This window comes from Paraoerskovia marina, from assembly GCF_900105445.1.
Lineage (GTDB): Bacteria > Actinomycetota > Actinomycetes > Actinomycetales > Cellulomonadaceae > Paraoerskovia > Paraoerskovia marina.
On record NZ_LT629776.1, the window covers coordinates 2,896,464 to 2,917,482 of the forward strand.

General features: G+C 74.4%; 18 protein-coding genes and 1 pseudogene. 7 read left to right on the top strand and 12 right to left on the bottom strand.

All coding sequences use genetic code 11. The features are described 5' to 3' along the window. Nucleotides 1-2 precede the first annotated feature (2 nt). The 3 genes from BLU20_RS13135 to BLU20_RS13145 are packed head-to-tail and all read right to left on the bottom strand — an operon-like array spanning nt 3 to nt 5,157. On the bottom strand, nt 3-1,556 hold the full coding sequence (locus BLU20_RS13135) for an FAD-dependent oxidoreductase (RefSeq protein WP_083372796.1): 1,554 nt from the start codon (nt 1,554-1,556) through the stop codon (nt 3-5). Next, nucleotides 1,553-3,754, bottom strand: coding sequence for a molybdopterin oxidoreductase family protein (locus BLU20_RS13140; protein ID WP_083372797.1), 2,202 nt, complete (start codon nt 3,752-3,754; stop codon nt 1,553-1,555). Before BLU20_RS13140 ends, BLU20_RS13135 begins: the two co-directional genes overlap by 4 nt. Beyond that, on the bottom strand, nt 3,751-5,157 hold the full coding sequence (locus BLU20_RS13145) for an MFS transporter (RefSeq protein ID WP_083373078.1): 1,407 nt from the start codon (nt 5,155-5,157) through the stop codon (nt 3,751-3,753). The genes BLU20_RS13140 and BLU20_RS13145 overlap by 4 nt, the downstream gene beginning before the upstream one ends. A 171-nt stretch (nt 5,158-5,328) precedes the next feature. Here BLU20_RS13145 and BLU20_RS13150 point away from each other — a divergent pair, with 171 nt between their 5' ends. From BLU20_RS13150 to BLU20_RS13165, 4 genes are read left to right on the top strand one after another with little or no spacing between them, the layout of a single operon-like run. After that, nucleotides 5,329-6,564: a molybdopterin molybdotransferase MoeA gene (locus BLU20_RS13150; protein WP_083372798.1), complete on the top strand. Its 1,236-nt coding sequence runs from the start codon at nt 5,329-5,331 to the stop codon at nt 6,562-6,564. Further along, on the top strand, nt 6,565-7,215 hold the full coding sequence (gene mobA / locus BLU20_RS13155; RefSeq protein WP_083372799.1) for a molybdenum cofactor guanylyltransferase: 651 nt from the start codon (nt 6,565-6,567) through the stop codon (nt 7,213-7,215). It abuts the gene before it with no gap. Further along, nucleotides 7,212-7,487 carry a DUF6457 domain-containing protein gene (locus BLU20_RS13160; protein ID WP_083372800.1) on the top strand — a complete coding sequence of 92 codons (276 nt, stop codon included), beginning with the start codon at nt 7,212-7,214 and terminating at the stop codon, nt 7,485-7,487. The genes mobA and BLU20_RS13160 overlap by 4 nt, the downstream gene beginning before the upstream one ends. Nucleotide 7,488: 1 nt before the next feature. Continuing rightward, on the top strand, nt 7,489-9,930 hold the full coding sequence (locus tag BLU20_RS13165; RefSeq protein WP_083372801.1) for a DEAD/DEAH box helicase: 2,442 nt from the start codon (nt 7,489-7,491) through the stop codon (nt 9,928-9,930). A 23-nt stretch (nt 9,931-9,953) separates the two neighbouring features. Here BLU20_RS13165 and BLU20_RS14315 read toward each other — a convergent pair. From BLU20_RS14315 to BLU20_RS14235, 7 genes and pseudogenes are all read right to left on the bottom strand, one after another. After that, nucleotides 9,954-10,331, bottom strand: a pseudogene (locus tag BLU20_RS14315) (Rv3654c family TadE-like protein); the annotation flags it as partial. Continuing rightward, nucleotides 10,271-10,633 (bottom strand): TadE family type IV pilus minor pilin, encoded by a 363-nt coding sequence (locus BLU20_RS13175; protein WP_083372802.1) that lies wholly within the window; start codon nt 10,631-10,633, stop codon nt 10,271-10,273. The pseudogene BLU20_RS14315 and the gene BLU20_RS13175, both read right to left, overlap by 61 nt. Then, nucleotides 10,633-10,833 carry a DUF4244 domain-containing protein gene (locus tag BLU20_RS13180; protein ID WP_029251991.1) on the bottom strand — a complete coding sequence of 67 codons (201 nt, stop codon included), beginning with the start codon at nt 10,831-10,833 and terminating at the stop codon, nt 10,633-10,635. Before BLU20_RS13180 ends, BLU20_RS13175 begins: the two co-directional genes overlap by 1 nt. A gap of 172 nt (nt 10,834-11,005) precedes the next feature. Then, nucleotides 11,006-11,557, bottom strand: coding sequence for a type II secretion system F family protein (locus BLU20_RS13185; protein WP_083373079.1), 552 nt, complete (start codon nt 11,555-11,557; stop codon nt 11,006-11,008). Beyond that, nucleotides 11,554-12,150, bottom strand: coding sequence for a hypothetical protein (locus BLU20_RS13190; protein WP_231959230.1), 597 nt, complete (start codon nt 12,148-12,150; stop codon nt 11,554-11,556). Before BLU20_RS13190 ends, BLU20_RS13185 begins: the two co-directional genes overlap by 4 nt. After that, on the bottom strand, nt 12,147-13,190 hold the full coding sequence (locus BLU20_RS14230; protein WP_157270501.1) for a TadA family conjugal transfer-associated ATPase: 1,044 nt from the start codon (nt 13,188-13,190) through the stop codon (nt 12,147-12,149). Before BLU20_RS14230 ends, BLU20_RS13190 begins: the two co-directional genes overlap by 4 nt. Continuing rightward, nucleotides 13,187-13,900, bottom strand: coding sequence for a pilus assembly protein FlpE (locus tag BLU20_RS14235; RefSeq protein WP_157270503.1), 714 nt, complete (start codon nt 13,898-13,900; stop codon nt 13,187-13,189). Before BLU20_RS14235 ends, BLU20_RS14230 begins: the two co-directional genes overlap by 4 nt. A gap of 140 nt (nt 13,901-14,040) precedes the next feature. Here BLU20_RS14235 and BLU20_RS13200 point away from each other — a divergent pair, with 140 nt between their 5' ends. Both BLU20_RS13200 and BLU20_RS13205 read left to right on the top strand, forming a co-directional pair. Further along, nucleotides 14,041-14,844: an HAD family hydrolase gene (locus BLU20_RS13200; protein WP_083372804.1), complete on the top strand. Its 804-nt coding sequence runs from the start codon at nt 14,041-14,043 to the stop codon at nt 14,842-14,844. Between the two features lie 16 nt (nt 14,845-14,860). Next, nucleotides 14,861-16,285 carry an NAD-dependent malic enzyme gene (locus BLU20_RS13205; RefSeq protein WP_083372805.1) on the top strand — a complete coding sequence of 475 codons (1,425 nt, stop codon included), beginning with the start codon at nt 14,861-14,863 and terminating at the stop codon, nt 16,283-16,285. Between the two features lie 12 nt (nt 16,286-16,297). Here BLU20_RS13205 and BLU20_RS13210 read toward each other — a convergent pair whose 3' ends face one another. Both BLU20_RS13210 and BLU20_RS13215 read right to left on the bottom strand, forming a co-directional pair. Further along, on the bottom strand, nt 16,298-17,368 hold the full coding sequence (locus BLU20_RS13210; protein WP_083372806.1) for an NADH:flavin oxidoreductase/NADH oxidase: 1,071 nt from the start codon (nt 17,366-17,368) through the stop codon (nt 16,298-16,300). 28 nt (nt 17,369-17,396) lie between these two features. After that, nucleotides 17,397-18,677: an MFS transporter gene (locus BLU20_RS13215; RefSeq protein WP_157270505.1), complete on the bottom strand. Its 1,281-nt coding sequence runs from the start codon at nt 18,675-18,677 to the stop codon at nt 17,397-17,399. 233 nt (nt 18,678-18,910) lie between these two features. On the opposite strand from BLU20_RS13215, the gene acs reads away from it, so the two are divergent. Further along, on the top strand, nt 18,911-20,920 hold the full coding sequence (gene acs, locus BLU20_RS13220) for an acetate--CoA ligase (RefSeq protein WP_083372807.1): 2,010 nt from the start codon (nt 18,911-18,913) through the stop codon (nt 20,918-20,920). Nucleotides 20,921-21,019 lie beyond the last annotated feature (99 nt).

The following is a 21,019-nucleotide window of genomic DNA, read 5'->3' on the forward strand; positions in this document are numbered from 1 at the left end:
TCTCACGGTCGCGCCGTCCCCGCCGTGAGGTCCGTGGCCGACGGCTGGGTGGCCGCCGCCCACTCGAGGATGCCGCAGACCGCCTCCGTGCAACCGCCGCAGCCGGTGGTCGCGCGGGTCTGCCGCGCGACGTCCTCGAGCGTGCCCGCGCCGGCCTCGCAGCAGTCGGTGATCTGCCCCTTGGTCACGGTGTTGCACCGGCACACCACCGCGTCGGCCGGCATCTGCGCCGGCGACGACGCCGGGGCCGTCTGCGGCGCCACCGGCGCGAGGAGCAGGTACGCCGGATCCGCGGGCACGGGAGTGCGCCGGGTGTACGCGGCCGTGAGGTCGGCGGCGACCCGCGCGTCCCCCAGGCACGTGGCCCCGACGAGAGTCGTGCCCTCGACCACCACCTCGACGTGGCGTCCGGCGCCGGGGTCGGAGAGCACGACCGTGCGGTGCGCCGGGTTCGGCTCCCGACCGGCGCCACAGACGCCCATCGTGACGGCCGCCATCCCCTTGACGGTCACGACGTCGGTACCGCGGACCCCGGGTGCGCTCACCTCGCGAGTCGCGAGGGTGGCCCCCACGCGCAGCGCGAGCGAGGGACGTCCCCAGGCACCGGGGAGCCGGGTGGTCCGGGCAGGGGCGTCCTCGGTGAGAGCCGCCAGGTGCTCGGCCACCCGACGGGCGTGGTCCCATCCCTCGGCGACCAGCCCGTGCGCGCCCTCGGGGGGCTGTGCACAGTCGCCGATCGCGAAGATCCGCGGGTCCCGGGTCGTGGCGAGCTCCGCCCCGACGACGACCCCGTGCCCGGTCTCGAGGCCGGCGCGGGCGGCGAGCCCGGTCTCCGGGACCGCCCCGGCCGCCAGGACGACGAGCTCCGCCGCGAGCACGTCCGCGCCGTCGAGCCGCACGCCGGTCACGCGACCGTCGGCGAGCAGGACCCCGGTGGGGCGGCAGCCGGTCCGGCTCCGGACGCCGGACCGACGCAGGGTGCCGGCGAGCACGCCGGCCGCCGCGGCGTCGAGCTGGCGGTCCATGAGCCCCGGGCCGCCGTGCGCGACCGTGACGTCGAGACCGCGCGCGGCGAGGCCCTGGGCCGCCTCGACCCCGAGCACCCCACCGCCGACGACCACGGTCCGTGGCACGTTGGAGGCCGCCGCCAGGATCTCGCGGGCGTCGTCCAGGGTGCGCAGCGCGTGCACCCCGGCGGGGAGCTCCGGGCCCAGGCCGTCGATCTCGGGGACCCGGGCGCGGGCGCCCGTGGCGAGGACGAGGGCGTCGTAGCGGTGGCGTCCCCCGGAGCTGTCCAGCACCGTGCGGGTCCGCCGCTCGATCGCGACGGCCTCGACCCCGCGCAGCACGCGGGCCCGGTCGCTCGTCGGGGCCGGGAGCGTGAGGGAGCCGATGTCGCTGCGGCCCGCCACGACGTCGCTCAGGAGCACCCGGTTGTAGGCCTCGTAGGGCTCGGCGCCGAGCACCGTGACCTGCGCGTCCGTACGGGCGAGCAGGTCGTCCACGAACCGCGAGCCGACCATGCCGTACCCGACCACCACCACGTTCAGCATCATCGGGCTCCGTTCGCCGTCAGGGCGGCGGACGTCTCCGCGTCCACCGGGGAGGTCGGGACCGCCGGTTCGAGGCGCACCGCGCAGACCTTGAACTCCGGCATCTTCGAGGTCGGGTCGACGGCGTCGGTCGTCAGGCGGTTGACGCTTCCCTCCCCGGCCCAGTGAAAGGGCATGAAGACGGTGTCGGGCCGGATGTCCGTGGTCCAGCGCGCCCGCGCCAGCGCCGTGCCGCGCGACGTCGTCAGGCGCACCGTCTCGCCGTCCTCGAGACCTACGCGCAGGGCCAGCAGCGGGTGGACCTCGACGAACGGCTCGGGCTGGGCGTCCTCGAGCTCGGGGACGCGGTGCGTCTGGGCACCCGTCTGGTAGTGCTGGAGCACCCGACCTGTCACGAGGTACGTCGGTGCGTCCTCGCGCACGTCGTCGCTCGGCCCGCCGTGGTCGACCGCGGTCATGCGTGCGCGACCGTCCGGTGTGGGGAACCCGTCGAGGAACATCCGCGGCGTGCCGGGGTGCGGCGCGCCCTCACCGTCGGGACAGGGCCAGTAGAGACCGTCCCCCCGCGACTCGGCCGCGTCGAGCCGGCCGTGGCTCAGCCCGCTGTAGTCCGCGGGTCCTCCCGCGGAGGCTCGGGCGAGCTCGTCGAAGACCTGCTCGGGATCGGTGGCGAGCTCGACCCCGGAGCCGAGCCGTCGTGCGAGCTCCGCCCACACCCACAGCTCCGAGCGCACCTCGCCGGGAGCGTCGACGGCGCGGCGACGACGGATGACCCGTCCCTCGAGCGAGGTCATGGTCCCCTCCTCCTCGGCCCACTGCGTCACCGGGAGCACGACGTCGGCCATCCGCGCGGTCTCGGACGGCACCACGTCGCAGACCACCAGCAGGTCCAGGGCACGCAGACGCTCGACGACCCGGTCCGCGTTCGGGGCGGAGACCACGACGTTGCTGCCGTGCACCAGCAGCGCGCGCGGACCGCCGTCGCGTCCCAGTGCGTCGAGGAGCGCGACGGCGGGCAGCCCGGGCCCGGGGATCGTCTCCTCCTCGACGCCCCAGACCGCCGCGACGTGCGCCCGTGCCGACGGGTCGGTGATCATCCGGTACCCCGGGAGCTGGTCCGCCTTCTGCCCGTGCTCGCGACCGCCCTGCCCGTTGCCCTGCCCCGTGACCGCCCCGAACCCGCTGCCCGGGCGCCCCGGAAGCCCGAGGGCGAGGGCGAGGTTGATCGCGGCCGTGACCGTCGCGGTGCCCTGCGTGGACTGCTCCACCCCGCGCCCGGTGAGGATGTAGGCACCGGCACCACCGTGCCGGCCGGACGCCGCCGCAAGCAGCCGCGCCGTCCGACGCAGGTCGTCCGCCGGGACCCCGCACACCGCCGCGGCGCGTTCCGGCCACCAGGCCGCGACCGATCGCCGCACCGCCTCGGCCCCCGTCGTCCGGGTCTCCAGGTACTCCGTGTCCGCGAGCCCCTCGGCCAGGACGACGTGCAGGAGCCCGAGCAGCACCGCGAGGTCCGTGCCGGGCACCGGCGCGAGGTGGACCCCCTGCCCGCCGTCGGCGAGCTGCGCCGTCGTGCTGCGCCGCGGGTCCACGACCACCAAACCGCCCGCGGCCCGGGCACCGGCCAGGTGCCGGACCGAGGGGGGCATCGTCTCCGCGAGGTTCGAGCCGAGCAGCAGGACCGCCTGGGCGCCCCCGAGATCCGTCAGGGGGAACGGCAGCCCTCGGTCGACGCCGAACGCCCGGTTCATGCCCGCGGCCGCGCTCGCCATGCAGAACCGGCCGTTGTAGTCGATGTTCGGCGTGCGCAGCACGGTGCGGGCGAACTTCCCGAGCGTGTACGCCTTCTCGTTCGTCAGCCCTCCACCGCCGAACACGGCGACGGCCTCAGGCCCGCTCTCCACCGCGATCCGGGCGAGCCCCCGCGCGACGACGGAGAGCGCCTCGTCCCAGGACGCGGTGCGCAGCTCTCCGTCGGCCCCGCGCAGCAACGGGGTGGTGAGCCGGTCGGGCGCGGCCAGGACGCCGGCCGACGTCCATCCCTTCTGGCAGAGCCCCCCGCGGTTGGTGGGGAACTCCCGGCCACCGACCACCACGGGCACGCCGCCGGGAACGGCGGGCCGTGCGGCGGTCAGCGACATCCCGCACTGCAGGGCGCAGTAGGGGCAGTGGGTCTGGACCGGGGTCGGCGTCGGGCTCATACGCGGGCAGCACCCATCACGGAGCTGCGGCGCTCGTACACCGTCCAGCAGACCGCGGCCATCACCGCGTACACCGCGACGAAGACCCAGAGAGCAGGCACGATGCTGCCGGTGGCGGTGGTCGAGGCGGCGAAGCCGCGCGGGATCAGGAACCCGCCGAACGCCCCCACCGACCCGGCGATGCCGATGCACCCGGCGGCTGCCTTCGTCGCCGCGAGCCGGGCCGACCGCACGACGTCGTCGCCCGCTCCCGCCGTGCTCCGTGCTGCCTCGACCTGGAACACCGCCGGGATCATCCGGTACACCGACCCGTTGCCGATGCCCGTCGCGACGAAGAGGAACATGAAGGACCCGAAGAACAGCGCGAAGCTGTGCGAGCCCAGCGCGACGACGGCCCCGACCGCACCGAGCGCCATCGCGGCGTACGACCAGATCGTGATCCGCGCCCCGCCGACGCGGTCCGCGAGGATGCCGCCCAGCGGCCGGGTGACCGACCCGACGAGCGCTCCCATGAACGCGATCGACAGCCCCACCTCGGGGAACTCGTTCTTCAGCAGCAGGGGGAAGGCCCCGGCGTACCCGATGAACGAGCCGAAGGTGCCGACGTAGAGGAACGAGATGATCCACGTGTGCTTCTGCCGGGTGGCCGCGGCGAACGAGCGCGGGTCGGCCTTCGCCTCGGCGAGGTTGTCCATGAACCGCCAGGCCAGCAGCGCCGCCAGGAGGATGAACGGGATCATCATCAGGCCGGCACGCTCCAGGGCGACACCGGCACCGACCGTGATCACGATCGGGACGGCAAACTGCACCGCGGCGCTGCCGAGGTTCCCGCCCGCCGCGTTCATCCCCAGCGCACGCCCCTTCTCCCGCTCCGGGTAGAAGAACGAGATGTTCGCCATCGACGACGCGAAGTTCCCGCCGCCGAAGCCCGCGAGCGCCGCGACGACCACCATCACGCCGAACGGCGTCTCCGGGCGTTGGACGGCGACCACGAGCGCGGTGGTGGGGATCAGGAGCAGCAGGGCCGAGACCACCGTCCAGTTGCGGCCGCCGAAGACGGGGACGGCGAACGTGTACGGGATCCGCAGCGTGGCCCCGACGAGGGCCGGTGCGGAGATCAGCCAGAAGAGCTGGTCGTTGGTGTACGTGAAGCCCGCCGCGCCGAGCTGCGGCACGACGATCGACCACATGCCCCACACGGCGAACCCGAGGAACTCGGCGAAGATCGAGATCCACAGGTTGCGGTTCGCGATCTTCTTCCCGCCGTCGTTCCAGAAGGTCTCGTCCTCCGGGTCCCAGTGGTCGATCCACCGGCCGCTGCGACGCGCGATCGCGACCTCCGGCCGGGTGGTGGCGGTCTGTGCGGGGGTGGTGCCGTCGTCGTGCGTCGTCGGTGCGGACATCTGGTCCTCCATCGATCGTGCCGGTCAGTAGGCAGGACGCTAGGGAGCCGATGTTTCGCCGCCGCGCGGGGACGGTTAATCGAGCGTAAGGAAGTTCGCACACACGACCGGCCCGGCGTGTGAGGTTTCCGGGCCCCGGCCCCTCGCACCCCGGATGGCTACAGTGACGGCATGCCCGACCCCGTCGCCCGCACCCTTGACGAGCATCGCGAGCACGCCGTGGCGATGGTGAGCCCGCTCCCCTCGCTGGACGTGCCGCTCGACGACGCCGTCGGGTCCGTCCTGGCCGCCGACGTCCGCGCACACCTGGCGGTGCCGCCCTTCGACATGGCCGCCATGGACGGGTACGCCGTCCGGACCCGCGACCTCGACGTGCTGGACGGCGTACCCGTCTCGCTCGCCGTCGTCGGCGAGGCTGCGGCCGGGACGGGGACCGGCACGGAACTGGGGGCCGGGGAGGCCGTGCGCATCATGACCGGCGCCCCGCTGCCGCCCGGCGCCGACGCGGTCGTCCCGGTGGAGCGCACCTCCACCGGCCGGTTCCGCGCCGGCGTGGCGGGCGTCGAGACCTCCGTCGCCGTACCGCGCCTCGACCGCGCCCACGTCCGCCCGCGCGGCGAGGACGTGATGCCCGGCGACCTCGTGTGCGCGGCCGGGACGGCGGTGACGGGCCCCGTCGTCGCCGCCGCGGCCTCGGCGGGCGCGACGTCGCTGCGCGTGCACCGTGTTCCCCGCGTGGGGGTGCTCGCCACGGGCAGCGAGCTCGTGGCCTCCGGGAAGCCCCCCGCCCACGGGCAGATTCCCGACTCGAACTCGCACCTGCTCGCGGCCGGGGTCCGTGCCGCGGGGGCCGTGGCCGTGCGACACCCGTCCGTCGGCGACACGATCACAGCGCTGGCGGGTGCCCTCGACGAGCTCACCGCGGACGTCGACCTGGTCGTCACGTCCGGTGGTGTCAGCGCCGGTGCGCACGACGTCGTCCGTGCACTCCTCGACTCCGGTGACGGGCGGCTCTCCGACGTGCACGTCGCCGCCGTCGACATGCGGCCCGGACGCCCCCAGGCGCTCGCCCGCTGGCGGGGAGTCCCCTGGATCGCCGTCCCCGGCAGTCCGGTGGCCGCGTTCGTCTCGGTCACCCTGTTCGCCCGGCCGACGATCCGCCGCCTGGCCGGGTGCACGACGTCGGACCTTCCCGCGGTCCCGCGCGTCGCCGCGACCGGGTGGTCGAGCCCACCGGGCCGCGTGCAGATCCTGCCGGGCAGGCACCGCCCCGACGGCCGCGTCGAACCCGCGGGCCGCGACGGTCACCTGCTCTCCGGGCTCGTCGTCGCGGACTGCCTGGTGATCGTGCCGGCCGAGGTCGACGCGGTCCGCGCAGGGGATCCTGTCCAGGTCGTGGTGCTGTAGATGACCGGACCGCGGTACGACGCGCTGGTGCTCGCCGGTGGACGGGCCGCCCGGCTCGGCACCCCCAAGCCGGACGTCGTGGTGGTCGGGCGCCCGCTGCTCGACCACGTCCTGACGGCGACGACCGGCGCCGACCAGACCGTCGTGGTCGGCCCGCCCCACCTCGCCAGGCCCGGTCTCTCCGTGGTGCGGGAGGAGCCCGCGTTCGGCGGCCCGGTCGCCGGGATCGACGCCGGACTGGCGGCGCTGGCGTCGCTGGCGTCACGGCGTCCAACCGCGGGCCCATCCGCGGCGCCGGCATGGGTGCTCCTGCTCGCGTGCGACGTCCCGCGCGCCGCGGGCGCCGTCCCCGTGCTGCTCGAGGTTGCCAGCGGTCTGGCACCCACCGAGGACGGCGTGCACCTGCGGCGGGAGGGGCGCGGCCAGTGGCTCGTCGGCCTGTACCGGCACGCGGCGCTCGCGGCGGCGCTCGACGACCTGCGGTCCGGGGCCGGGTCCGTGCACGGCATGCCGGTCAGGCACGTGATCGAGAGGCTGCGATGCCGCGCGCTCGAGGACCCCGCCGACCTGAGCGACGACGTCGACACGTGGGACGATGTAGAGCGTCTGGACCCGGGCGCCACCCGCCCCGTACCCGAGGAGCCGCAATGACAACGCTCGACGAGTGGATCGCCGAGGTATCGACACAGCTCGACATCGATCCTGCGTCGGTGGACCTCAAGGCCGTCCTCGACCTGGCGCGGGACGCAGCGCACAACGTCGAACGACCCGCGGCGCCGCTGACCACGTACATGGTGGGGTACGCCGCAGGGCTCGCCGCCGGGCAGACCCTCCCCGCCCACGCGGACCACCGCGGCGTGACCGCTCCCACGGCCTTCGCCCGCGCGACGGCGCTGAGCCTCGCGCAGGGGTCCGACTCCTGAGGTGACGCACCCGCTGCTCGACGTGCTGCTCGCCGGCGGGCGGCGCGCGGACCGGCTCACGCACGCCGCCGAGATCCCCGCTCGCGACGGAGAGTCCGCCCCGTGGCCGCACTGGGCCGACCCCGCCCTCGTGGCCGGGTACCGGTCTCTGGGCGTCGACCAGCCCTGGCGGCACCAGGTCGAGGCCGCCGAGGCGGCGTGGTCCGGACGACACGTCGCGCTCGCGACGTCGACCGGCTCGGGCAAGTCGCTCGCGTTCTGGCTGCCCGCACTGACCTCGGTACGCGCCGACACCGCGGCCACCGTGCTCGACGCGGGCCGGATCGAGTCGACGCTCGGCCGCGGGTCGGTGCTGTACATCTGCCCGACCAAGGCGCTGGCCGCCGACCAGCTCGCGGGCGTCCAGCGCGTGGTCGACGCCTCCGGCGCCCGCGACCTGCGCGTCGCCACGTGCGACGGCGACACCGGGTTCGAGGAACGCTGCTGGGTCCAGGACCACGCCGACGCCGTCCTGACCAACCCGGACTTCCTGCACTTCTCCCTGCTGCCGAACCACCGGCGGTGGGCGCGGCTCCTGCGCTCCCTGCGATACGTGATCGTCGACGAGGGGCACGCCTACCGCGGGGTGTTCGGCGCGCACGTCGCCCTCGTCCTGCGCCGGCTGACCCGGCTGGCGGCGCACTACGCGCCCGCCGGGAGCCGCCCGCCCACGGTCGTGGTCGCCTCGGCGACGACCGCCGAGCCCGCGACGACCGCCGGACGGCTGGCCGGCGTCCCGGCCGAGGAGATCGCCGTCGTGGCCGACGATGCGTCCCCCGCGGGCGCACGGACGTTCGCCCTGTGGGAGCCACCCGTGAGGCCCGGCTGGGACGCCGCACCCGTCGAGGGCGACCTCGACCCCGACGACGGCCCCCGACGGTCGGCCACGGCCGAGACCGCCGACCTGCTGGCCGACCTCGTGGTGCACGGGGCGAGAAGTCTCGCGTTCACGCGCTCGCGCCGCGGCGCGGAGACCGTGGCGACCGTGACCCGGGAGCACCTGCGTCAGGTCGACCCGAGCCTGGCGACGCGCGTCGCGGCCTACCGGGGCGGCTATCTGCCCGAGGAACGACGGGCCCTCGAGGAGGCGCTGCGCGGCGGAGAGCTGCGGGCGCTCGCCACGACCAACGCGCTCGAGCTCGGTGTCGACATCTCCGGTCTGGACGCCGTGCTGATCGCGGGCTGGCCCGGCACCCGCATGTCGGTGTGGCAGCAGGCAGGCCGCGCGGGGCGCGCCGGAGCCGACGGCCTCGTGGCGTTCGTCGCCCGGGAGGACCCGCTCGACACGTACCTCGTGCGTCATCCGGAGGCACTCCTCGACGCACCGCTCGAGGCCACCGTCTTCGACCCCACCAACCCCTATGTCCTCGCCCCGCACCTGTGTGCGGCCGCCGCCGAGCTGCCGGTCCGCACGGAGGACCTGCCGTCGTTCGGCAGACCGGCGGACGTGCGCTCCGTCCTCGAGGTCCTCGTCGCCCGGGGCGCGCTGCGACGGCGGACGAGCGGCTGGTACTGGACGCACGCCCAGGGCGCGGCCGGACTCACGGACCTGCGCGGCACGGGCGAGGCGCCGGTCCGGGTCGTCGAGTCCGAGACCGGCCGGGTGCTGGGCACCGTCGACGCCGGCTCGGCCGACGGCCAGGTTCACGACGGCGCCGTGTACGTGCACCAGGGCGAGACCTACGTCGTCGAGCACCTGGACCTCGACGACCACGTCGCGCTCGTGCAGCGGCGCGGCGTCGACCACGGCACGTGGTCGCGCGACGTCACGAGCATCCTGATCGCCAACCAGCAGGAGCACGTGCCCGGCGGCGGCCCCGCCGAGGAGCTCCCGGCCACGACCCGACGATCCTGGGGACCCGTCGACTGGGGAGTCGGGCCGGTCGAGGTCACCTCCCAGGTGGTGGGCTATCAGCGGCGCCGCCTGCCCGACCTCCAGGTGCTCGGCACCGAGTCCCTGGACCTGCCAGAACGTACGCTCCAGACCACCGCGGTCTGGTGGTCCGTCCCCGCGGAGGTCCTCGACGCCGCCGGCCTGGACGCCGCACGGGTACCCGGCGCTCTGCACGCCGCCGAGCACGCGTCGATCGGGATGCTGCCGCTCCTGGCGACGTGCGACCGCTGGGACCTCGGCGGCGTCTCGACCGACATGCACGTCGACACCGGCCGCGCGACCGTCTTCGTCTACGACGCGTACCCGGGCGGCGCCGGATTCGCCGAGCGCGGGTACGACGTCGGCGCCACCTGGCTGCGGGCGACGCGCGACGCGATCGCCGGCTGCGCATGTGCGGACGGCTGCCCCGCCTGCGTCCAGTCGCCCAAGTGCGGCAGCTTCAACGAGCCGCTCGACAAGGCCGGGGCGGTCGCGCTGCTCGACGCGCTGCTCGCGCACGCCCCCGGCTGACGGCAGACCGCCGGTCCCGCCCTGGCCGTGGCGCGCGCTGTGCCGACCGGCAGCGCGCCGACGTCCGCCTCGATCACCGCCTCGACCTCGACGACACCGCGCCCGTGCACGGCGCACCCCGTCATGGCCGCCCCGTTCCGCACGACGGTCTCACCGGCGACGGCGCACCCGTCTCCCCCGGCCCGGACAGCCTGCGCACCGGCGATCGCGCCGAGGTCCGCGGAGACCTGCGCGACTCCCCGGGCATGCTGCGCCGCCGCGAGCGCCCCGATCCCGAGCAGCAGGGCGAGAGCCACGGCCATCAGACCGACCACCAGCACCGTGCCGGACCCGCGCTGCCTCACGGCTCGCTGCGCGCGACCGCGCTCCCGCTCGCGCGCAGCGGTGCCCCGGCGAACCATCTGCCGACCACCGGCGCGCTCACCTCGACCGTGATCCAGTCCTCGCCCGGGACGACCGCCAGCTCAGCGCCGTCGCCCGCGGTCGACCGCACCGCCTCCCGGACCGAGGCCTCGTCGTCGCCGAGCGCGATCGCCCGTGCGGCGACCCTCGCCGCGTCCACGCACCGCATCTGGGCCGTGGCGGACGCGGCGAGCGTGAGGACGGCGACGAGCAGCACCACGAGCGCGGGCAGCGCGATCGCGAACTCTGCCGTGACCGAGCCGCGCTGTCCCGCCGGTCGGTCCGCCGCCGTCCGTGCCATCAGATCGTCAGCGCTCCCTGGATGATCGACAGCAGCATGCCGCGCACCTCGTCGCTGCTGAGCAGGGCGATCAGCAGGCCGGCGAACCCCACGGCGGCGACCGTCGCCACGGCGTACTCGGCGGTCGCCAGACCGTCCTCCCCGTGCGCCCGCAGGTGGGCGACGCGCTCGGTCAGTGTGCGGTGCAGTCGGATGGTCATCAGGTTTCTCCTCTTCTCGGCCCGCCCGGTGCGTGCCGTACGACGAGACTGGACCGTGCGGGCCGGGGCCCCGGCGGCACGCGCAGATCTGTGGGAACCCCTGGGGCCTCGGCCCGCCTGTGGATCAGCGGAGGCACTCCGGTCTCCACGCCGCGCCTGCGTGGGCATCGCCTCAGACGAAGGCACGGGCGCCGAACGAGAGCAGGACCGGCACGACGCCGACCAGGACGAACGCGGGGAGGTAGCAGACACCCAGCGGCAGGACGAGGTGCACACCGAGCCGGCCGGCGGCGGCACGGGCCTCGGCACTCGCTGCCCGACGCGCCTCGGCCTGCGCGACCCGCAGGGCGTCCGCGGGCGCGGCACCGTGCTCCCAGGCGGGGCGCAGTGCCTCGGCGACGACCGCGAGCGCCGCGGATCCCGTGGCGTTCCTGTCCCACGCCTCGGTCCACGAGCCACCGCGCATGAGGACCGCGGCGACGTCCGCGAGATCCTCACCCTCCGGTCCGCCGACCGCCCCGCCGACCGACTCGAACGCACGGGGCAGACTCGCCCCCGCGCGCAGCGCCGCACCGAGCAGCTCGAGCAGCACGCCGACGTCGGGGCCGGACCCGGTCGGGCGCGGAGCACCGAGAGCGGCCGCGCGACGGACGACGCCGCGGGTTCGGAGCCACCACGGGCACGTGCCGAGCCACACCAGGCCCGCCACGACCAGCGCACTCATGCGGCGCCGGCCGCACGGGCGCGCCGGACGAGGACGCCCGTCCACCGGTAGCCGACGACGAGCAGGACCCCACCGCCGACGAGCGCGGCGGTTCCCAGGCCTCCTCCGAGCAGGACCCCGAGCGGCTTCGCCCCGAGGGCGGCCCCGAGCACGAGGCCGAGCGCCGGGAGCCACGCGAGCACCCGGGCGGTGGTTCGCGGCCCGGCCAGCGCCGCCTCCCGGTCGTCGTCGGCCTCGGCCGCGGCGGCGAGCGCCTCGCCGACCTGTCCGAGCACCGGGGCGAGCGGCGCCCCGGTGTCGGCCGCGACGAGGCAGCCCGCGCGGACGGCTCGGGCCGTGGAGGCGTCGGGCACCGCGGCGTGGATCGACCCGAGGAGCGGGACCCCGAAGGCGTCGGTGTCGACACCGACACGCGCCCAGGCGGACGCGGGCGGCGCCCCCGCACGAAGATGTCCACAGACGCGCGCGAGCGTGAGCGGAGCGTCGGCCACCGGGCGCCGGTCGGTCGTCGACCGCAGCACTGCTCGTCGCCGCGGGCGGGACGTCGCCACCCAGACCGCGGCGCCCAGCAGCACCGCCGCGAGGATCGTCACGGGGTGCCCGCGACCGGGGCCGCGGACGGTGCCCAGCGTTCCCAGAGCGACGACCAGGCGTCGGGGTCGAGCACCGCTCCCGCGACGGGACCGCGTCCGTCCGTGCCGCCCGCGCCGTGGTGGACCGCCGCCGCGGCGATCACGAGACGCCCGTCCGCCCCTCGTCGGGCGGTGGCGATCTCGGCGACGTGGCGGCGGCCACCGGTCCGGCGCAGGTGCATCACGACGTCGATCGCGCCGACGGTCTGCGCCGCGACGGTGTCCCGGTCCATGCCCGCCAGCGCCCCGAGGGCCTCGAGCCGGGCCGGGACGTGCGCCGCCGTGCTGGCGTGCAGCGTGGTGAAGCCGCCGTCGTGACCGGTGTTCATCGCCATCAGGACGTCGCGGACCTCCGCGCCACGGCACTCTCCGAGGACGATCCTGTCGGGCCGCATCCGCAACGCCGCGCGCACGAGCTCGTCCAGGCCGACCGCCCCGGAGCCCTCGACGTTGGGCCGGCGGGCGGTGAGCGGGACGACGTGCGGGTGGTCCGGGTCGAGCTCGCGCGCCTCCTCGACGCAGACGATCCGTTCGTCGTGCGGGACGAGCCCGACGAGCGCGGCCAGAAGGGTCGTCTTGCCGGTGCCGGTGCCGCCCGCGACGAGGATTCCCGCACGACGACGCACCATCCCCGCGACGAGCGGCGCCCACGCGGCGGGCAGCGTCCCGCCCGCGACCAGCTCGTCGAGGGTCATGGTCCGGCGGCGCGGAACCCGCAGAGAGATCACGGCACCCTGCGAGCAGACAGGTTCGACGACGGCATGCAGCCGTACGCCGCCCGGCAGACGGGCGTCGACGAGCGGGCTGGCGTCGTCGAGCCGTTGCCCACCGGCGGCGGCGAGCCGGACCGCGAGTGCACGAACGTGCGTGGCGTCGGAGAACCGGACCGGCACGGGCTGGACCCCGTGGCCGCGGTCCACCCAGACCTCGTCCGGCCCGTTGACGAGCACGTCGGTGACTCCCGGCTCGTCGAGGTAGCGCTGCAGGGGCCCCGCGCTCATGCCCGCGTCCCGCAGAGGGCGGCGAGCGGCCCGGTCGACAGCTCTTTCGCGGCCCAGGCCCCGAGCCGGTCCCGCCGTCCGACGGGTGGCCCGGCCCCGGCGTCGACCGCCTCGGCGAACCCTCGCACGTCGGGCACGGAGCCCCACCCGACGCGGCCGAGCGCGTCGGAGACCTCGGTCCGCCCGAGCGGACCCCCGACGCGGTCGACGACACCGACGCGGCCCCGGTCCTCCACCGCGCGAACAGCAGCGATGGCGCCGGCGACGCCCTGGACGGTGCGCGGCACGACCACGACGATCCCGTCGCACGCGTCGAGGCCGCTGACCGCCCCCGGAGCCGGGGCCCGGCCCGCGTCGACGAGCACGAGCTCCGCCGCGGCGGCGAGCGCGTCCAGCACGGCGCGTGCCCGCGCTCCTCCGTCGGCCCCCGGGTCGCACGGTCGCAGCCGGTCGGCGCTGAGCACGTCGACGCCGCGCCACCGCACCAGGTCGTCGACCGCGACGGCCGGGTCGCCCGGGGCCAGGAGGTCGGGCCAGCGCCGGCCCACGCCCTGTTCCACGCCGAGGAAGACGTCGAGCCCGCCACCCGCCGTGCCGAGCTCGGTCAGGACGACGCTGCGCCCACGACCACGGGCACCCACAGCCAGCGCGGCCGTCAGCCCGCTGGCTCCGGCACCGCCGTGTGCTCCGACCACCCCCACCACTGCCATGTCGCCACTCTGGCGTCGCGCGCCCACCCGCGCCGTCGGCCCTCACCCGGGGCTGTGGAGAACGCGGCCCGGCCAACCTGTGCACAAACGTGCAGGCCCGTGGTGCGGACGTTCGGCGCGGACCTCGATACGCTCGGCCCATGACCGCGACCCCACCTGCCCGGCGCGTCGCGGCCTTCTTCGACCTGGACAAGACGATCATCGCGACGTCGTCCACCGCCGCCTTCTCCCGGTCCTTCCTGCGCGGCGGGCTCCTGACGCGCGGCGACGTGCTGCGCAGCGCCTACGCCCACCTGCTGTACCTGATGGGCAGCGCCGACGCCGCCCAGACCGAGCGGATGCGCGCACACCTGTCCAGCCTCGTCACCGGCTGGGACGTCGCGACGGTCTCGCAGATCGTCGCCGAGACCCTGCACGAGCACATCGACCCCGTCGTGTACTCCGAGGCGGTCGACCTGATCGTCCGGCACCACGAGCAGGGGCACGACGTCGTCATCGTCTCGGCCTCCGGCGAGGAGGTCGTGGAGCCCATCGCGGCGGCGCTCGGGGCCGACCACGCGATCGCGACCCGCATGGGTGTCGCCCAGGGCCTCTACACCGGCGACATCGAGTTCTACGCCTACGGCGAGCACAAGGCGACGGCGATCCGCGAGCTCGCCGACCGGCACGGGTACGACCTCGACGCCTCCTACGCCTACTCGGACTCGATCACCGACGCCCCGATGCTCGGCGCCGTGGGGCACGCCGCCGTCGTGAACCCGGACCGCACGCTGCGCCGGCTGGCGGCCGAGAAGGGCTGGGACGCGCTCACGTTCACCCGGCCCGTGCGGCTCGGGATGAACCTGCACCCCGTGCGGACGGGGACGGTCCTGCTCGGGGTGGCCGCGCTCGCCGTCGGGATCGCGTGGGCGGCCCGTCGACGCCGTGCCAATATCGGACGCTGAACCCATACTGGGCACCATGTCTGCCCCGTCCGTCTCCTCGTCCATCACCGCCCGCCTCGACGTCGAGGCCCGGCCCACCGCCGTCAGCGAGCTCACCACCCTGATCGAGAAGCACGGCGGACTCGTGACCGCGCTCGACGTGCGCGAGTCGGGGCAGGCCCGCATGACGGTCGACGTGACCGTCGCGACACGCGGTGACTCCCACGCCGAGGAGATCTCGACCGCGCTGCGCGAGGTGCCCGGCGTCAACGTCGGACGTATCTCGGACCGCACCTTCCTGCTCCACCTCGGGGGCAAGCTCCAGATCGAGTCCAAGGTCCCCATCCGCAACCGTGACGACCTGTCGATGATCTACACGCCCGGCGTCGCGCGGGTGTGCGAGGCGATCGTCGAGCGGCCCGACGACGCCCGCCGCCTGACGATCAAGCGCAACACGGTGGCCGTGGTCACCGACGGGACGGCCGTCCTCGGCCTGGGCGACATCGGCCCGCTCGCCTCTCTGCCCGTGATGGAGGGCAAGGCGGCGCTCTTCAAGCGGTTCGCCGACATCGACGCGTTCCCCATCGCCCTCGACACGAGCGACGTCGACGAGGTGGTGCGCACGGTGAAGGCCATCGCGCCCGTGTTCGCGGGGATCAACCTCGAGGACATCGCCGCACCGCGGTGCTTCGAGATCGAGAACCGCCTGCGCGCCGAGCTCGACATCCCCGTGTTCCACGACGACCAGCACGGCACCGCGATCGTCGCGCTGGCCGCCCTGACCAACGCGCTGCGCGTCATCGGCAAGGACCTCAAGACGGTGCGGATCGTGCTCTCGGGGGCCGGCGCGGCGGGGACGGCGATCCTCAAGCTGCTGATCGCGGCCGGAGCCGGGGACGTCGTCGTCGCAGACGTCGACGGGGTCGTCCACCGCGAGCGCCCCGGCCTGTCCCCGGCGCTCGCCTGGACCGCGGTGCACACCAACCCGCGCGACCTCACCGGGGCGCTGCGGGACGCGGTCGCGGACGCAGACGTCTTCATCGGGGTCTCGGCCCCGGACGTCCTGACCGGTGACGACGTCGCGACGATGGCGGACGACGCGATCGTCTTCGCGCTCGCCAACCCGCGTCCCGAGGTCGACCCGGCCGAGGCGGCACGGCACGCGGCGATCGTCGGGACCGGGCGGAGCGACTTCCCCAACCAGATCAACAACGTGCTCGCGTTCCCGGGCGTCTTCCGCGGGCTGCTCGACGCACAGTCGCGCACCGTCAACGACACCATGCTGCTCGCCGCGGCGAACGCCCTGGCCGCGACGGTGTCCGACGACGAGCTGAACCCGACCTACATCGTCCCCTCGGTCTTCCACGCCGACGTGACGACGAAGGTGGCCGAGGCCGTCGAGAAGGCCGCCCGGGAGCAGATGGAGCTCGACGAGGCGGCGGCAGGGCCCGCCGCCCCGTAGACCGGGGCAGTCTCAGCGCGCGGCGTACGGCGCCCGCGCGTACTGGGTCTGGGCCGGCAGGTCCCCGCCGAGCTCGGCGGCCACGCGCAGCGGCCACATCGGGTCGCGCAGCGCCTCGCGCCCCACCATGACCGCGTCGGCGGCGCCGTCGACGAGCGTCTGCTCGGCCTGCTGCGCGCTCGTGATCAGCCCGACGGCGCTGACCGGCAGCCCCGACACCTCGCGCACCCGGCGCGCGGCGGGGACCTGGTAGCCCGGGCCCACCGGGATCGTCGCGGGTGCGTTGCCTCCGGACGAGACGTCGACGAGGTCGACCCCGTGGTCCGCGAGCACCCGGCTGACGTGCGCGACGTCGTCGACCGTCAGGCCGCCCTCGGTCCAGTCGGTCGCCGAGAGGCGGACGAGGACCGGCCTGCCCTCGGGCCAGACGGACCGGACAGCGTCGACCGTCTCCACGAGGAGCCGCGAGCGCCCCTCGACCGTCCCGCCGTAGGCGTCGGTGCGGTGGTTGCTCAGCGGCGAGAGGAACTGGTGGAGGAGGTACCCGTGGGCGGCGTGGATCTCGACGACGTCGAACCCGGCGGCCTCGGCGCGACGCGCGGCGTCCGCGAACTGGCCCGGCACCGCGGCGATCTCGTCCTCGGTCATCTCGGCCGGGTCGTCGTACCCGGGGTACGGGACCGGGGAGGGCCCGAGGGTGGTCCACCCGCCGTCCGAGGCCGGGACGCTGCCCCGCGCGTCGGCCCACGGCCGGTACGTGGACGCCTTGCGGCCCGCGTGGGCGAGCTGGATCCCGATCGTCGAGCCCTGGCCGTGAACGAAGTCGGTGATCCGCGCCCAGGCGCGCTCCTGCTCCTCGTTCCAGATCCCGGCGTCCTGCGGAGAGATCCGTCCCTCGGGCACGACGGCGGCCGCCTCGGTCAGGATCAGACCGAACCCGCCGGAGGCGCGCGCCCCGAGATGGACGAGATGCCAGTCGCCCGGGACGCCGTCGACGGCCGAGTACTGGCACATCGGCGCCAGCCAGAGACGGTTGGGGATCGTCAGGTCACGGAGGACGAGGGGTTGCAGAACGTGGGTCACAGGGTCGGCAACCGAGCGGGCACGACGGCTATTCCGGGGCACGGGCGGCCGGACCGACTCCCGGGCCGGCCCCCTCGGGCAGGGCTGCGGCCGAGACGTGGCCGAGCGGGCGCCACAGCAGCGCGAGGGTGAGGCCGGCGCCGACGAACGCGAACCACATCGGTGCCGTCAGCCCCCAGACCTCGGCGAGCACGCCACCGACGAGCGTTCCGCCGACGAGCCCGCCGTAGGTGCAGATGCCGTAGACCGAGGCGACGCGCCCCTGGAAGGCCTCGGGCACAGCACGCTGGCGCAGCGTGCGCGAGAGCGTGCCCCAGACGAAGGTGTAGACGCCGAACACGAAGAGGATCGCGACCGCCTGCCATCCCTCCGTCGCCAGCGCGAGCGCGAGGTGGAAGAGCACCTCCAGCGTGAGGGCGGTCCGCATCAGCCCGGTCGGCGAGAACTGGCGCTCGAGGCGACCGTAGACCAAGACACCGAGGACACCGCCGACCGCAGCCGCCGCGAGGAGCAGGCCGTACCCGACCTCGCCCATCCCGAGGTGGTCGGTCGAGTACTTCACGAGGATGCCCCAGGGTGCCGCCCAGGTCAGGTTGAACACGAGGATGACGATCGCCAGGGTGCGGATGGCCGCGTGGTTCCACGTCCACCGCAACCCCTCGGCGATGTCGCGCAGGACGTGGGTGCGGGCACCAGCACCGGCGGGCAGCGTGCGGGACGGCAGCTCGAGCCGGAAGATCAGGTACACCGCGAGCAGCACGCAGACGACCTGCACGACGAACGGCCATGCCGCCCCCAGGGCGAAGAGCGAGGCGCCCACCAGCGGTCCGACGAGCTGGTTGGCGGTGAGATAGCCGGCCTGGAGCCGCGCGTTGCCGGTGCCGAGGTCCGCAGGTCGGACGAGCATGGGCAGCAGGGTCTGGGACGTCGTGTCCACGAAGACCTCGGCGATGCCGATGAGCAGCATCGCGACCAGCACGACGGCGATGTTCACGGAACCGGACACGATCGCCGCGCAGAGGACCGCGACCACGACCACGCGGGCGAGGTTCGCACCGATGATCACGCGGCGCCGGTCCCAGCGGTCCGCCACGACCCCGGCCCAGAGCCCGAAGACGAGCCACGGCAGACGCTGCAGCACCGCCGCGAGGGCGACGAGGAACGCCGACCCCGTCTGGGAGTTGACCAGCAGCGGCCCGGCGGCGAGCGCGATGCCGTCACCGATGTTGCTGGCCCAGGACGAGCCGAGCAGCCACCGAAACCCCCGGCCCATCCGGGGCGGGACGACGGCGTCGACGATGCGGCTCACGGGCGCCGACGCTACCGGAGCGGCACACGACCGGCGGACCGGTGCGACGTCGCCACGGTTCCGGCACGTTTGTCAGCACCCTGACCGAATCGCGGTCCAGGGTGACCCCGGTCACCGCCAGGGGTCTACACTCACGCTCGTCGGGTGCATGCAGAGCCCCGACGTGTCCGTCGAGCGCGTACGTGCGTGCGTGCCACGGACCGCACCAGCGTCGATGCGCACAGGAGGTCCGCGTGCCCGAGAACGAGTCCACCCCCGCCCAGACAGGTCTGGAGAACCTCCTCCACGAGACCCGGGCGTTCCCTCCCAGCCCCGAGTTCGCCGCGCAGGCGAACGCGAAGCCGGAGATCTACGGCCAGGCTGCCGACGGCCCGGCGTTCTGGGCGACGCAGGCCCGTGACCTGATCAGCTGGAAGAAGGACTTCACCGAGACGCTCGACTGGTCGGGCGCGCCCGTCGCCCGTTGGTTCGCCGACGGTCAGCTCAACGCCGCGTACAACGCCGTGGACCGCCACGTCGAGGCCGGGAACGGCGACCGTGTCGCCATCCACTTCGAGGGAGAGCCGGGCGACACCCGCACGGTGACGTACGCCGAGCTGCAGCGCGAGGTCTCCCGCGCCGCGAACGCCCTGGCCGCTCTCGGGGTCGAGAAGGGCGATCGCGTCGTCATCTACCTGCCGATGATCGTCGAGTCCGTCGTGGCGATGCTCGCCTGCGCGCGCCTGGGTGCACCGCACTCCGTCGTCTTCGGCGGCTTCTCCGCCGACGCGCTGCGCAGCCGGATCTCCGACGCCGGCGCCAAGGTCGTCATCACCGCCGACGGCGGCTACCGCCGTGGCAAGCCGTCTGCGCTCAAGCCGGCCGTCGACGACGCGATCGCTCCCAAGGACGGGGCCGAGGCCAGCACGGTCGAGCACGTCCTGGTGGTGCGCCGCACCGGCCAGGACACCGCGTGGACGGACCACCGGGACGTGTGGTGGCACGACGCGCTCGAGTCCGCCGACGTCCAGCACACCCCTGCATGGGTCGACGCCGAGCACCCGCTGTTCATCCTCTACACCTCCGGGACCACCGGGAAGCCCAAGGGCATCCTGCACACGACCGGCGGCTACCTGACCCAGGCCGCGTTCACCCACAAGAACGTCTTCGACCTCAAGCCCGAGTCGGACGTCTACTGGTGCACCGCCGACATCGGATGGATCACCGGTCACTCGTACGTGACCTACGGACCGCTCGTCAACGGCGCCACCCAGGTCATCTACGAGGGCACGCCCGACAGCCCGCACCAGGGCCGCTGGTGGGAGATCGTCGAGAAGTACAAGGTCTCGATCTTCTACACCGCACCGACCGCGATCCGTGCGTGCATGAAGTGGGGCGAGGAGATCCCGGCGAAGTACGACCTGTCCTCGCTGCGCGTCCTCGGCTCCGTGGGTGAGCCCATCAACCCCGAGGCGTGGATGTGGTACCGCCGCGTCATCGGCGGCGACAAGGCGCCCATCGTGGACACCTGGTGGCAGACCGAGACCGGCGCGATCATGATCTCGCCGCTTCCCGGCGTCACGGCCACCAAGCCCGGCTCGGCACAGGTGCCCCTGCCGGGGATCGCGGCGACCGTCGTCGACGACGAGGCGCACGAGGTCCCGAACGGTGGCGGCGGCTACCTGGTCCTCTCGGAGCCGTGGCCGTCGATGCTCCGCGGCATCTGGGGCGACCTGGAGCGGTTCAAGGACACCTACTGGTCCCGCTTCGAGGGCATCTACTTCGCCGGCGACGGCGCCAAGAAGGACGAGGACGGCGACGTCTGGCTCCTGGGCCGCGTCGACGACGTCATGAACGTCTCGGGGCACCGCCTCTCGACCACGGAGATCGAGTCGGCGCTGGTCTCCAACCCGCTGGTGGCCGAGGCCGCCGTCGTGGGTGCCGCGGACGAGGTGTCGGGACAGGCCGTCGTCGCGTTCGTGATCCTGCGCGGCGAGCACGCCGAGGAGGCCTCGACGCCCGAGGGGTCGGCGACCATCGAGAAGACCCTGCGCGACCACGTCGCGAAGGAGATCGGCCCGATCGCCAAGCCGAAGAAGATCCTCGTCGTCCCCGAGCTCCCGAAGACCCGCTCGGGCAAGATCATGCGTCGCCTCCTGCGCGACGTGGCGGAGAACCGTGAGGTCGGCGACGCCACGACGCTCGCGGACTCGTCGGTGATGAACCTGATCTCGTCGGGTCTGAACACGCCGTCCGAGGACTGACGCTCGGCCCTCTGCGCCAACTGCACCAACTGCGCCGAGGTCGACCCTCAGCGCGCGAGGTAGTGCCTGGCAGGCACTACCTCGCGCGCTGGGGTCGAC